Raw genomic sequence first — 13,083 nt, forward strand, 5'->3', positions numbered from 1 at the left:
CCCCGTATAACGCAAAAACCCGCCATCATCGGTGGCGGGTTTTTGCGTTTCGAGCATCGGTACCGCGGGGCGGTCCGCCGCTACAGATACTTCAAGAGTTTCTGCAGCTTGTTCATGTCGCTGGAGTCACCGACCAGGCGAACGTCGCCGTTCATCATGCCGTGCAGAAACGCTTGCTGGGTCGGTTTCCTGAGAATCCTGATCGCTGCGTCCTGATCGCGAAAGCGAAGCTCCAGATCGAGATCGATCGGCAGGCCCTTGCCGGTGGCGATGCCCTTGGGCGTCATCCGGTAATGGCGGGCGGTACGCAAATCCTCGGTGGCGATACCCCAATCGAGGCCGCGCATGCGCTCGAGCTGCTCCTTGAAACGCGGCTTGCGCCGCAGTGCTCGCTTGAGCATCACGCCCAGTAGCCACAGCGCCAGCCGCAGTTTCATCAGGAAACGGCGTCCTTGAGCGCTTTACCGGGCTTGAATGCCACGTTCTTGCTGGCCGGGATGTTCAGCGGCTGACCGGTTTGCGGGTTCTTGCCGGTGCGGGCAGCGCGCTCGCGTACGGTGAAGGTACCAAAGCCGATCAGGGCGACGTCTTCGCCTTTCGCCACGCTGTTGGTGATTTCGTCGAGAATGACGTTCAGCACTTGGCCTGCCTTGTCCTTGGACAGGTCGGCGTTTTCGGCGATGGCAGCGGCCAGGTCAGGTTTGCGCATAGAAGGTATCTCCCTGATAGAAAAAATAAGCGTAACGCTTATGAGTGCGATTGAAAACGAACGAGTGTTTTAATTTGATTGTCTCGAGCGCGAGGCCGGGCTCGAGCGCTACTGCGTTGCGATTTAGCCTAGCAGCGCGGGCACTGCTCTGGAAAGCTCCACTTTCCTTTTGACCGCGCGCCCTGTCAATGCAAACCCGACTAATTGCCCATCTTTATCTTTTGCAAAGGCGGCGAGCGCATCGGCCTCGCCTTCGACCTGCCAGTGACTTGCCGGCTCGACCGGCGGGTAGGCCACCACCGGCAGAAGCGGCGTCTTGACGATGACCGGCCAGGCGCCGAGGCGCACCCGGGTCGGCTCGCCGGTCAGCGTGGCGGCCAGCGCCTTGACGCTGGCCTGAAGCGGCTGAACGTACATGGCGTTGACCCCGTCGATGCACGCCGCGTCGCCCAGCGCGTAGATGCGTTCACAAGAGGTTTGCAGATAGCGGTCGACCTGAATACCGCTTGGCTGCGTCTCGAGTCCGGCCTGCTGGGCCAGTTCGATGCGCGGCGCCAGGCCCGTGGCCATGAGAACGGCATCGACGTGGTGGGTCTGGCCGTCGTCGAGGGTGAGGGCGATGTCGTCGTGCTCGCCGGGGGTGATGGCGGCCACCGTGCGATGCAGGGCGAGCGCGATGCCCGCCGCCTCGAAAGCATCAATCAGCGCCTTGCCCAGCGGCGGGGGCAGAAGGCGGGGCAGCGGCGTGGCTTCCGGGGCGATCAACGTGACCCGGTGGCCGCCGGCGTGCAGGTCGTTGGCGAACTCGCAGCCCACCAGCCCCGCGCCGATCACCGCCACCCGCGCAGGGCCGCGGGTGAGTGCTGCGTGAAAGCGGCGGTAGTCGTCGAGGTCGTTGACGCTGAAAAAGCGCTCGGCCAGCGCGTCGGGCACCTCGAGGGCAGCGCGCGGGCGGGCGCCGGTGGCGAGCACCAGCCTGTCGAACGCGAGAAGCTCGCCGTTTTCGAGCGTGAGCTGGCGGGCCTTGGCATCGAGGCCGGCGACTCGCGCGTTGGCACGCAGCGTGACGTTCAGCTCGTCGGCGAGTGCTTCGCCGCTCTGGCGGGCGAGCGCCTCTGGCGCAAGGCGCTTGCCAAACCCGGTGGAGAGCAGCGGCTTGCTGTATTCGTCGCCGCTGTCAGCGCTCAAAAGCGTAATCGAGCGCGTGTCGCCGCGGCGGCGCAGCTCGCGGGCAAGACCGATGCCGGCCATGCCGGTGCCGACGATGACCAGGTCGACCGGCGTTGCCGTTTTCAAGGAAGTGTGAGCCATGGCATCACCCGGGTGAAAAGCGAATGTCTACAAAAGCGTGCCAAAGCCCCATGTTACACTAACGCCCACCCCATGACCGCCCTGGAGATCGCGTGGCTTCACACCCTCTCACTGCCCACCCTTACCCGCGATGGCGCCCCGTCAGCGCTCTGCGCCCGGCGATGAGCGCGCCCTGGTGGCAGTGGGTGGCCTCGACCGACTCTCTGACCGCGCGGCTGATCGACGCCGGCCACCCAAGTGACTTTCGCGTCACGCTGCTGGGCCAGCGGGTGGGCGTGCCCGCCCGCGACGAAGCCCGGGCGCTGGGGCTTGCGCCACGGCGGCTTGCCTGGCTTCGCGAAGTGGCGCTCGGCGCGAAGGGCCGCCCCTGGGTCGTGGCGCGCTCGGTGGCGCCGCTTGACGCGCTGACGGGCCAGCATCTCGATACCCTGGGCGAGCGCTCGCTGGGCAGTTGGCTGTTTCGCCAGCCGGATCTGGTGCGCGGCCCGCTTTACGCTACGGCCCAGCCCACGGCCTTCGCCGAGCGCCAGGCACCGGCAGGCGTACAGGCCCTCTGGGCGCGGCGCTCGGTGTTCTATCACGGCGGGCTATCGCTTCTGGTGCAGGAGGCGTTTTTATCCACCATGGCGGATGATCTTGGCATGGCTTCGCGCTAGGCTAGAGGCGATTTTATCTTCGTGAGGTAGGCATGGACCGTTCTCTGCTGCGCCCGACCGGGTGGTCCCGGCTGGGCGACTTCATCACCCTGATGCGCCTGGACCGGCCCATCGGCACTTGGCTTTTGATGTGGCCGACGCTCTGGGCGCTGTGGCTGGCCGCCGAGGGCGTACCGGGGCGCAAGGTGCTGTTGATTTTCGTCGCCGGCGTTTACGCCATGCGCGCGGCCGGGTGTGTGGTCAACGACTACGCCGACCGCCACTTCGACGGCCACGTCAAACGCACCAAAAATCGGCCGTTGGCGACCGGGCGCATCGGCGAGGCCGAGGCCAAGGTGCTGTTCATCGCGCTGGTGGCGGTGTCGTTCATCCTCGTGCTGTTGACCAACTGGTTTACCGTGATGCTCTCGGTCGGCGGGCTGGCGCTGGCCGCTGCCTACCCCTTCATGAAGCGCTATACCCACTTCCCCCAGGTGGTGCTCGGCGCGGCGTTCTCCTGGGCGATCCCGATGGCCTTTGGCGCCACGCTTGGCTACGTGCCGCTCGAGGCCTGGGGGCTGTTTCTGGCCAACGTACTCTGGACCGTCGCCTACGACACCCAGTACGCCATGGTCGACCGCGACGACGACCTGAAGATCGGCATCAAGTCCACCGCGGTGCTGTTCGGTCAGGCCGACCGGCTCATCATCGGGCTCTTACAGCTGGCCACACTACTGTTGCTGGCCTGGGTGGGCTGGCGCACGGGCCTTGGCGGCTTTTTCTGGCTGGGGCTGGCGGCGATGGCGGCGACCTTCGTGCACCAGCAGCGTTTGATCGTGCAGCGCGAGCGCGACGCCTGTTTCCAGGCCTTTTTGAACAACCACTGGTCGGGGCTCGTACTCTTTGCCGGGCTTGGCTTGAGCCTCTGGCCGGTGGCGGGCTAATGTTACCGTTGTCATAAAACTGTCACCCGCTCATGGTGTGATTGTCACCGAGACGTCATCGACCCCTTTTTGCCTTTACACCGTGAGGCCCGCCCATGACCGCCAGGACCGTTCTGATCGTCGACGACGAGGCGCCCATCCGTGAAATGATCGCGGTGGCCCTGGAGATGGCCGACTATCGCGTGCTCGAAGCGGACAACGCTCAGGATGCCCACGCGCTGGTGGTGGATCACCAGCCGGATCTGCTGCTGCTCGACTGGATGATGCCCGGCACCAGCGGTATCGAGCTGGCCCGGCGCTTGAAGCGCGAGGAGGCCACCGCCGAGCTTCCGATCATCATGCTCACCGCCAAGGGCGAAGAGGACAACAAGATCCAGGGCCTCGAGGCGGGCGCCGACGACTACATCACCAAGCCGTTCTCTCCCCGCGAGCTGGTCGCGCGGCTCAAGGCGGTGCTCCGACGCACCACCCCGCGCGGCATGGAGGACCCGGTCGAGATCAACGGGCTGCTGCTCGACCCTGTGAGTCACCGGGTCAGCGCCCACGGCAAGGCGCTCGATATGGGGCCGACCGAGTACCGCCTTTTGCAGTTCTTCATGACCCACCAGGAGCGCGCCTATACCCGCAGCCAGCTGCTCGATCAAGTGTGGGGTGGCAATGTCTACGTCGAGGAGCGCACCGTGGACGTTCACATTCGTCGTTTGCGAAAGGCCCTTGGCGATGCCCATCAGAATCTGATTCAGACGGTGCGTGGCACGGGTTACCGCTTCTCCGCTCGGGCGTAAGCCGTGCATCTGTGGAGCCGGGAGTTATGGCGCGTCGCCTGGCTTGCCACGCTGGGCGTGATCGTTGGATGGCTGTTCGATGCGCCGGGCATCGGGCTGGCGGCGGGGCTGGCCGTTTGCCTTTACTACCACTTACGCCAGCTGCGCGCGCTCTACCGCTGGCTGACCCTCACCCCTAATCAGGAACCGCCCGCGGCGGCGGGGCTCTGGGGCGATCTGCTCGATCGCCTTTACCGCTACCAGAAAAGCCAACGGATCACCCAGAATCGGCTGCGGGCGACGCTTTCGCGCATTCAGGAGTCTTCTGAAGCGATGCGCGACAGCGTAGTCATGCTCGACCGTCACGGGGACCTGGAGTGGTGGAACAGCGCCGCGACCGACATGCTGGGATTACAGGCTGCCCACGATCGCGGCCAGCATATTACCAACCTGGTGCGTGATCCGGCCTTCGTGCGCTACTTCGCTTCGCTGAGCTACGGCGAGCCGCTGACGATCACGTCACCAATCGACGAGCGTCGCATTCTCGAGTGTCAGATCACCCTGTACGGCGATGACGAGCGCCTGCTGATGGCGCGCGACATTACGCGTTTGCACCGCCTGGAGCAGATGCGCCGGGACTTCGTCGCCAACGTTTCTCACGAGCTTCGAACACCGCTGACGGTGCTCTCGGGGTATCTGGAAACCTATAGCGATCTGGCCGAGACGCTGCCGCCACGACTCGGCCGCAGCATTACCCAAATGCAGGCGCAAACGCGGCGTATGCAGAATCTGGTCAACGACCTGCTGCTGCTTTCACGCCTTGAAACCGATCAGGGCGGCAAGGACCACATGCCATTGGCGCTGGCGCCGCTTCTGGAGAGCATCTGCCAGGACGCCCGGGCGCTTTCCGCTCAGCAGCACGAAGCCCCACAGCAGATCGAGCTCGAGATCGAAAGCGATGCCCGGCTTCTTGCCAGCGAGCAGGAGCTTCGCAGCGCGATCTCCAACCTGATGTTCAACGCCGTGCGCTACGCGCCGCCGGAGAGTCGGATCACCCTGCGGTTCGTTGACCTTGAAGAGGGTGGCGCCTGTATCGAGGTAGAGGATAACGGCGAGGGTATCGACCCGGTGCATATCCCCAGGCTCACCGAACGTTTCTACCGCGTCGACAAGGGCCGTAGCACCGCAACCGGTGGAACGGGCCTTGGTCTCGCCATCGTCAAGCACGTACTGCTGCGTCACGACGCCAAACTGCAGATCGATTCCCACCCAGGCCTGGGCGCCCGCTTTCGCTGCGTATTTCCCGTCTCAAAAATTGCCCCCGTACTCACGGCTCGTTAAAAGCTTTACAAGTGTGTCAAAGTGGCAGCGTTAACTTGTACAAAAATGCTCATGTGTCATTTTTAGCCACTATCCACGTGCTCTTGTGGCATCAGCAACATGCCTTGTACAACTTGTGTAATATTTTAAGTTTTTGATTTTATTTGTTATTTAATTAAATTGGCACGCATGGCATACGATCTGCAAAGATTTGAGTAAGAAAGAAAACGGTGAACGACACGGATTGCACGTCACTGTCTCTTACTTCAAGCGGTACCCACAGCAATTCAGGAGGTGGATTATGATGTCCAAGGAACTGCTCAAGAAAGCTGGAATTCTCGGTATCTCTTTCGGTCTGCTGGCAAGCCCGATGGCCTTTGCCCAAACCACGGATCATCCTTCCATTGATGAAAATCAGGACAGCATGGTCGAGCAGGACGGTACGCAGGATCACGGTGTCAATATGAACACCAACGAAGCTCCTGATTACACTGAGGAAGAGCTCACAACCGATCATCACACCCAAGGCCCGAACGATGAAACCATCGGCGAGCCGGACTCCATGGGTACAGCACCGGATTCAATCGGAGGAACTGACCCGGGCGCAGAACTGAGCCCTGAAGAAGTCGTAGAGCGCAACTCCGATTCGTAAGTAACATTTAGTTGCAAAATAGGTACAAAGGTTTACGCTTAGAGGATGAGCAAATAAGGGACAAGGATGTCTCATTGCAAGGATGCTCACCGGTTCAAGGATTGGACCAAGCGATGATCAAAGCGTTAGTCAGGGAAGATTCCACGGTTGGAAACCCGCACACGGATTGGAAGCTAGCGTTACGTATCAAAATCGCTGACACCATCAAGACCCCGCCTTTAGCGGGGTCTAATTTTTGCCGGGTACAAAACCGGTTTGGATTGTGCGCACGCCTTCCGGGCTCAATGAGCCTGGTGGTGAGAGAGCCGTTTCAAATCGCGGTAGTGCGCGTCCCACATCAGCACGGCCCCTGCCACCGCACCCGGCATTAAAAACAGGTTGGCCAGCGGTATCCAGGTGATCAGTGTGACTAGCCCGCCGTAGCTCAGGCTCGGCCACCAGCGCGCGCCAAGACGCCAGCGCATCTCCTTGAAGCTTACCTTGTTGTTATCCATCGGGTAGTCCAGATAAGTGATCGCCATCACCCACGCGGAAAACAGCGCCCACAGCAGCGGCGCGGCCAGGTTGAGCCCGGGAATCCAGCTGATTACGAACAGTAGCGCGGCGCGCGGCAGAATATAGCGCAGTTTCAGAAGCTCGCGGCCCAGCGCGTCGATGGCCGTTCGCGTCAGGCCACGGTCGTCAAGAGGCTCCACGCCGGTGGCGGTGCGCTCCACGCGGGCGGCGAGAAAGCCGTAAAACGGCGCGGCGATCAGGTGCGTCACCAGCGTGAAGGTAAAAAAGATTGCGACCAGCAGGCTCAACACGAACAGCGGCCAGATCAGCCAGTCCAGCCAATCGAGCCAGGTGGGGATGCTTGCCATGGCGTGATCCAGCCAGCCGGAGAAGCGCTGCGCGGTGAAGCGTACCAGCGCGATATAGACGATCAGGTTGATCACAATGGGAAGAAATACGTAGCGCCGCTGGCCTTTCTGGTAAACGAGGCGAATACCCCTGCTAAGGGCGGAAACCGCTGTCAGCATCGTCGATCCTTGTTTGTACACCCGGGCGATGTGCCCGGGCGTATTGCAGGACCCACGCGCTAAAACGTCAAGATTTTTTTAGCATCTTCTGATCGACGCTGTCCGGGGCGGTGTGGCGAATGTCGAGCCCCTTGACCAGGTAGACCACGTACTCGGCCAGGTTGTTGGCGTGATCGCCCACCCGCTCGAGCGCACGCAGAATCCACATGATGCTCAAGACAGAGGTGATCGAGCGCGAATCCTCCATCATGAAAGTCATCAGCGAGCGCATGGCGCTGCCGTACTCGTCGTCCACGGACTCGTCCTCGCGCACCACCTGCATGGCAAGGTCGGTATCGAAGCGGGCGAAGGCGGTCAGCGCGTCGCGCAGCATCTTGCGCACGTGTTCGCTGATATGGCGAACCTCGACCAGCCCGCGCACGCCGCTGCCGCTTTCGGTGAGCAGTAGCGCGTTGCGGGCGATCTTGCTCGCTTCGTCGCCGATACGCTCGAGATCCGAGGTCGCGCGAATCACCGCCAGCACCAGGCGAAGATCCGAGGCCGCCGGCTGGCGCCGCGCCAGTACCCGGGTGCACTCCTCGTCGATCTGAAGCTGCAGATCGTTGACCTGGCGGTCGTTGTCGCGCACCTGCTCGGCCAGGTGGCTGTCGTTTTCCAGAAGCGCATGCACGGCGTTTTGCACCTGTTTTTCCACCAGCCCGCCCATGGCCATCAGGTGGGTCTTGAGCTCCTCGAGCTCCTGGTTGAACTGGCGCGAGATGTGCTGGCTATGGGTATCGCTTGTAATGTCCATCGAGCCCTCCTGCGGGTAGCGAACCGGATCAAATGACCCGGCCGGTGATGTAGTTTTCGGTACGTGCACGCCTGGGGTTGGTAAAGACCTGATCGGTCGGGCCGTACTCGACGAGCTCACCGCTGTCGAGAAAGGCGGTGTAGTCGGAGACGCGCGCGGCCTGCTGCATGTTATGGGTCACGAGCACCAGCGTGAGCTCGCTTTTGAGATTACGAATCAGCTCCTCGATCTTGAGCGTGGAGATCGGGTCCAGCGCCGAGGCCGGCTCGTCGAGCAGCAGCACCTCGGGCTTGACGGCCAGGGTGCGCGCGATCACCAGCCGCTGCTGCTGGCCGCCGGAGAGCTGCCACGCCGAACGGTGCAGGCGATCCTTGACCTCGTCCCAGAGCGCCGCGGCGCTCAGCGCCCACTCGATGATGTCGTCGCGCTGGCGCTTGGCCAGCCCGCGCTCCAGGCGCAGTCCGAAGGCCACGTTTTCGTAGATCGACATCGGGAAGGGGTTGGGGCTTTGAAACACCATCCCCACCCGGCGGCGAAGCTCGCTCACATCGCGCCCCGGCTCGAATATGCCGTGCCCCTCGAGCTCGATACGCCCCTGGTGGGAAACGCTTTCGTTCAAATCGTGCAGCCGGTTGAAGGAGCGCAAAAGCGTCGACTTGCCGCAGCCCGACGGACCGATGAACGCGGTCACCCGGTGTCGCGGCACGGCCAGTGAAAGCGCCTTGAGCGCCGGTTTGCCGGCGTAGCTCAAACTGAAGGCGTCGACGTTGAGGCAGCGCTGTTCGGCGGCAAAGGTCACGATGGGCGGTGCGGCTTGTAGGGGCGCGTTCATGGTTCTCCTCGCTGACGCCTTAAATAGTGACGCAAGAATATGGCAGTCAGGTTAAGCACTAGCACGATCAGTACCAGTAGAGCCGCCGTGGCGTAAACCAGCGGTATCGCCGCCTCGACGTCGTCGCCGTGAAAGGCGGTATCGAATAGATGATAGCCAAGGTGCATGAATTTGCGCTCGAGGTGCAGGTAGGGAAACTCGCCGTCCAGCGGCATCTGCGGGGCGAGCTTGGCCACCCCGACCAGCATCAGCGGCGCGACCTCGCCGGCGGCGCGGGCCACGGCGAGAATCACGCCGGTCAGCATGGCCGGCGTTGCCATCGGCAGCACGATGCGGGTCAGCATCTCGAGCCGCGTGGCGCCCAGCGCCACCGCGCCTTCGCGCTGGGCGTCGGGGATGCGTGAAAGCCCCTCTTCGGTGGCCACGATGACCACCGGCAGCGTCAACAGCGCAAGCGTCAGCGACGCCCACAAGAGCCCGCCGGTGCCAAAGGTCGGCGAGGGCAGGGCATCATCGAAAAACCACGTGTCGATGGTGCCGCCGATACCGTAGACGAACACCCCCAGCCCGAACACGCCGTAAACGATCGACGGGACGCCGGCGAGGTTGCGCACGCCGATGCGCACCAGCCGCGTCAGCCGGTTCTGGTGGGCGATCTCGTTGAGATAGACCGCCGCCAGCACGCCGAAGGGTGTGACGATGACCGACATCAGAATCACCATCAGCACCGTGCCGAAAATGGCCGGCCACACCCCGCCGCCGGTGTTGGCCGCGCGCGGCCCTTCGCTGAGAAAGCGCCACACGCCCTGACCCCAGAGCACGGTTTTTTCCCATATTGAGAGCGCGTTGGGGGCAACGAAGGTGCTCACCCCGGCCAGCGGCTGCACCAGGCCTTGCCCATCGGCGGAGAGCAGCACCAGCTCGCCGGTGCGTGCCGCGGCGGGTGTTTCGAGGGCGCGCAGGATACGCTCACGCGCGGCGCGCCCGCTCAACCGCTCGCCGTCGATCTCGAGCGCCACCAGCCGGCCGATGAAGTCGCCCCAGGGGCTGCGCTCCAGGCGCACCACGTCGGCGGGCGTGGCTACATCGACGATCTCATCGAGCGGCAGCCAGCGCCAATCGGCGCCGGTAAGTTCGCGGTTACCGGTAAAGTAGAGCCGCTCCGTTCCCGCGTCTTGCGGCAGCGCGGCTTCGCGCATTGGCTGGCCGACGACCTGCTCGCCGGAGCGCAGCGTCACCTCCTCGAGCGTGGCCGGCCAGAAGTGGCCGAATCCCTTGACCGTCAGCAGCACGATCAGCGTGGCCAACATGAATAGCGACAGCGCCACGCACCCGGCGCAGAGCCAGGCCCACAGCGCATCGCCGGGCCACCCGCGTCGCTGATCAGGCATCACGCGCCTCCCAGCCGCTGGTAGCGGCGGCGAAGGCGCTGGCGCACCACCTCGGCCAGGGTGTTGACCAGAAAGGTGAAGAGAAACAGGATCAACGCCGCCAGAATCAACAGGTGATAAGTAAGCCCATCCGGCGGCGCCTCGGGCAGCTCGATCGCGATCGCCGCCGAAAACGAACGCAGCCCCTCGAAGGGGCTCAGACTCATCAGCGCGGCGTTGCTGCTCGCCATCAGTACGATCATGGTTTCGCCCACGGCGCGTCCGGCGCCGATCATCGCCGCCGAGAAAATGCCCGGCCCCGCCATCGGCAGCGCCACCTTCCACAGCGCCTGCCAGCGGCTGGCGCCGAGCGCCTGGGCGCCTTCCATCAGCGGGCGAGGAATGTCGTAAAGCGCATCCTCGGCAAGCGTATAGACGCTCGGGATGATGGCGAAGCCCATCGCCAGCCCCACAATCAGCGTGTTACGCGTGGTGTAATCAATGCCGAAGCGCCGGTCCAGAAAGAGTGTTAAGTCGCCGTCGAACAAGCGCTGCTCGACAAGCGGCGCCGCCCACAGCGCCAGCGCCGCCATCGCCGCAAGCCAGGGCAGCAGCCACAGCCCGGCCTGGCCAAGCGAAAGCCCGCGGCGAAGCGCCGCCGGCGCCTGGTGCCACAGCACGCCCGCCAGCACCGCCGACAGCGGCAGCCATGCCAGCAGCGCCAGGGTGCTGACCAAATGGCGCTCGACCCAGGGCGCCAGCACCAGCCCGGCGACGAACCCGATCACCACCCCGGGCACCGCCTCCATCAGCTCGAGGCTTGGCTTGATCCGGGCGCGCAGCCGCTCGGTCATGAATAGGGCAGAATAGATCGCCGCGCCCAGGGCCACCGGGACGGCCAGCACCAGCGCGGCGATCGCCGCCTTGAGCGTTCCCCAGGCAAGCGGGGTCAGCCGGTCAAGCGGCAGCACCTCGAACCGGGTCAGAAGCGGCAACGTCTCCCATAGAAGAAACACGCCGATCGCGAGAATCGCCAGCAGCACGCCGATGCCCGCCGCCGTGATCACACCGGTGGCGAGGCGATCCTTGACGGCGCGCAGAGACGAAGCGCTGAAAGAGGCGGGTCGTGTCATGAAGACGCTACGAAAGGGGGCCGATGAAAAGGCGCGTGAAATACTCAGAGCGGGACATACGCTCTCCTTAGCTTACGTCGTTTTGATGTCAGTTTTGTGACGGTCAGTTTTGTGATGATAGCGGCGAGAGCCGCTGAGTCGCCGCCAGCGGCACGAACCCCGCCGCCCGCACGATCTGCTGGCCCTGGTCGGAGAAGATCAACTCGATAAAGGCGCGCTCCACCGGCGGCAGCGGCGTGTTCGGCGCGGCGTTCACGTAAAGGTACAGGTTGCGTGCCAGCGGATACTCGCCGCTTTGAATCGTCGCTTCAGAAGGAAAGACCGCCTCGCCTTCGGCGTCGATGAGCCCGAGCGCGCGCACCATGGGCGTCAGGTGATGATAGCCGCTGTAGCCCATGGCGTTGGGCGCGTTGCCCACCGCGCTGATCACCGCAGACGACCCCGGGTACTCGCTGATATCGACGCGAAACTCCCCGCCGCACAGTGCGCGCTTTTGAAACAGATCGAAAGTGCCCGAGGCCAAGTTGCGACCGTTAAGCGCGATATTGCCGTAGGGCCAGTCGGGTTCGAGTGCCTCCCAGCGGCGAATGGGCGCGTCAGCGCCGCAGGCGAGGGTGGTGGAGAAGATCGCATCGAGGGTTTTCAGGTCGAGCGCCTGCAAGGGGTTGTGGCGGTGCACCACGACCACCAGCGCATCGCGGGCGACGCGCAGCTCGAGCGGCGGATAGCCGTAGCGCGCCTCAAAGCGCGCGCGCTCGTCTTCGGTCATCGGCCGCGACATCGGCGCCAGCCGGGTAGTGCCGGCCACCAGCGCCGCCGGCGCGATCGAGGAGCCGCCGGCCTGAAGCTGCACGGTGATGTCAGGGTAGCGCGCGCTCAACGCCTCGCCCCAGCGCAGTACCAGGCTCGCCATGGTATCCGAGCCCGTTGCCCCCAGCGTGCCGCTGATCGGCGCCGCCCACCCGGGCGTCGCCACCAGGCACAAAAGCCAGGTCACGAAAGCCCAAACGCCTTTATCCACCGCGCCCGCTGTTCGACTCTTCAAACGGTTTCCCTCTTGTGCTTAACTGGCCTGTGTTTGGCGGGCGCTTGGCGCCGATGCGTCTATTCGACACCCACGTACGTTACAACAACAAGCCCTTGAAGCGACACTTTCATGACACCGCTTGAAAACGATCTCGATGATGCCCCCGCCCCGCGCGGGCAGCTGACGCTGAAACTGCTCGCCTCACGTCAGGACACCAATCTTTACGGCGATATCGCCGGCGGCTGGCTGGTCAATCAGATGGACCAGGCCGCGGAGCTCGCCGCCGGCCGTGAGGCCGGTGGGCGCACGGCGACCGTGGCGATCGAATCGATGGATTTTCTCAGCCCGGTGCGCGTCGGCGCCACGGTCAGCGTTTACACCCAAGTGCAGGAGATCGGGCGCAGCTCGATCAAGATCGACGTTGAGGTTTGGGTGCGGCCACCGCTGGGGCGCACGCTCGAGGAGCGCCAGAAGGTGACCGAGGCGCGCTTCGTGGTCGTCGCCCTCGACGACAACGGGCGTATCCGCGCGGTCCACAGCGACTAACTCGCCCAGCGCCGCAAACGAAAAA

Annotated in this window: 15 protein-coding genes; 6 read left to right on the top strand and 9 right to left on the bottom strand. The window is 63.8% G+C overall.

Annotated elements, in window-relative coordinates:
- Positions 1–80 precede the first annotated feature (80 nt).
- From ACGK9R_RS14210 to ACGK9R_RS14220, 3 genes are all read right to left on the bottom strand, one after another.
- Positions 81–437, bottom strand: a complete 357-nt coding sequence (locus ACGK9R_RS14210) for a hypothetical protein (RefSeq protein WP_394582348.1) — start codon at positions 435–437, stop codon at positions 81–83.
- On the bottom strand, positions 437–709 hold the full coding sequence (locus ACGK9R_RS14215) for an HU family DNA-binding protein (RefSeq protein WP_394582350.1): 273 nt from the start codon (positions 707–709) through the stop codon (positions 437–439). Before ACGK9R_RS14215 ends, ACGK9R_RS14210 begins: the two co-directional genes overlap by 1 nt.
- 123 nt (positions 710–832) lie before the next feature.
- Positions 833–2,020: an NAD(P)/FAD-dependent oxidoreductase gene (locus ACGK9R_RS14220; protein ID WP_394582352.1), complete on the bottom strand. Its 1,188-nt coding sequence runs from the start codon at positions 2,018–2,020 to the stop codon at positions 833–835.
- Positions 2,021–2,112: 92 nt separating this feature from the next.
- Here ACGK9R_RS14220 and ACGK9R_RS14225 point away from each other — a divergent pair, with 92 nt between their 5' ends.
- The 5 genes from ACGK9R_RS14225 (at position 2,113) to ACGK9R_RS14245 (ending at position 6,335) form a co-directional block, all read left to right on the top strand.
- The gene (locus tag ACGK9R_RS14225) at positions 2,113–2,676 is read left to right on the top strand and encodes a chorismate--pyruvate lyase family protein (protein ID WP_394582354.1); all 564 of its coding nucleotides are present in this window, start codon (positions 2,113–2,115) and stop codon (positions 2,674–2,676) included.
- A gap of 32 nt (positions 2,677–2,708) precedes the next feature.
- The gene (ubiA, locus tag ACGK9R_RS14230) at positions 2,709–3,599 is read left to right on the top strand and encodes a 4-hydroxybenzoate octaprenyltransferase (protein WP_394582356.1); all 891 of its coding nucleotides are present in this window, start codon (positions 2,709–2,711) and stop codon (positions 3,597–3,599) included.
- Positions 3,600–3,694: 95 nt separating this feature from the next.
- On the top strand, positions 3,695–4,384 hold the full coding sequence (gene phoB / locus ACGK9R_RS14235) for a phosphate regulon transcriptional regulator PhoB (protein WP_394582358.1): 690 nt from the start codon (positions 3,695–3,697) through the stop codon (positions 4,382–4,384).
- Between the two features lie 3 nt (positions 4,385–4,387).
- The gene (gene phoR / locus ACGK9R_RS14240; protein ID WP_394582360.1) at positions 4,388–5,704 is read left to right on the top strand and encodes a phosphate regulon sensor histidine kinase PhoR; all 1,317 of its coding nucleotides are present in this window, start codon (positions 4,388–4,390) and stop codon (positions 5,702–5,704) included.
- Positions 5,705–5,987: 283 nt separating this feature from the next.
- Complete coding sequence (locus tag ACGK9R_RS14245; RefSeq protein WP_394582363.1) at positions 5,988–6,335, top strand: hypothetical protein; 348 nt, start codon at positions 5,988–5,990, stop codon at positions 6,333–6,335.
- 281 nt (positions 6,336–6,616) lie between these two features.
- Here the strand turns inward: ACGK9R_RS14245 and cysZ are convergent, their stop codons facing one another.
- The 6 genes from cysZ to ACGK9R_RS14275 all read right to left on the bottom strand — a co-directional run bounded on the left by cysZ (position 6,617) and on the right by ACGK9R_RS14275 (position 12,530).
- The gene (cysZ, locus tag ACGK9R_RS14250) at positions 6,617–7,357 is read right to left on the bottom strand and encodes a sulfate transporter CysZ (RefSeq protein ID WP_394582365.1); all 741 of its coding nucleotides are present in this window, start codon (positions 7,355–7,357) and stop codon (positions 6,617–6,619) included.
- A 67-nt stretch (positions 7,358–7,424) separates the two neighbouring features.
- The gene (gene phoU, locus ACGK9R_RS14255) at positions 7,425–8,150 is read right to left on the bottom strand and encodes a phosphate signaling complex protein PhoU (RefSeq protein ID WP_394582367.1); all 726 of its coding nucleotides are present in this window, start codon (positions 8,148–8,150) and stop codon (positions 7,425–7,427) included.
- Between the two features lie 28 nt (positions 8,151–8,178).
- Positions 8,179–8,982, bottom strand: a complete 804-nt coding sequence (gene pstB, locus ACGK9R_RS14260) for a phosphate ABC transporter ATP-binding protein PstB (protein WP_394582369.1) — start codon at positions 8,980–8,982, stop codon at positions 8,179–8,181.
- The gene (gene pstA, locus ACGK9R_RS14265; RefSeq protein WP_394582371.1) at positions 8,979–10,373 is read right to left on the bottom strand and encodes a phosphate ABC transporter permease PstA; all 1,395 of its coding nucleotides are present in this window, start codon (positions 10,371–10,373) and stop codon (positions 8,979–8,981) included. The genes pstB and pstA overlap by 4 nt, the downstream gene beginning before the upstream one ends.
- Entirely contained in the window at positions 10,373–11,485 is a 1,113-nt protein-coding gene (locus ACGK9R_RS14270; RefSeq protein ID WP_394582374.1) for an ABC transporter permease subunit, read from the bottom strand. Before ACGK9R_RS14270 ends, pstA begins: the two co-directional genes overlap by 1 nt.
- A gap of 103 nt (positions 11,486–11,588) precedes the next feature.
- Positions 11,589–12,530 carry a PstS family phosphate ABC transporter substrate-binding protein gene (locus ACGK9R_RS14275; RefSeq protein WP_394582377.1) on the bottom strand — a complete coding sequence of 314 codons (942 nt, stop codon included), beginning with the start codon at positions 12,528–12,530 and terminating at the stop codon, positions 11,589–11,591.
- A gap of 111 nt (positions 12,531–12,641) precedes the next feature.
- Here ACGK9R_RS14275 and ACGK9R_RS14280 point away from each other — a divergent pair, with 111 nt between their 5' ends.
- Positions 12,642–13,058, top strand: a complete 417-nt coding sequence (locus ACGK9R_RS14280; protein WP_394582379.1) for an acyl-CoA thioesterase — start codon at positions 12,642–12,644, stop codon at positions 13,056–13,058.
- Positions 13,059–13,083 lie beyond the last annotated feature (25 nt).

The organism is Halomonas sp. HNIBRBA4712 (genome assembly GCF_043558675.1).
Lineage (GTDB): Bacteria > Pseudomonadota > Gammaproteobacteria > Pseudomonadales > Halomonadaceae > Vreelandella.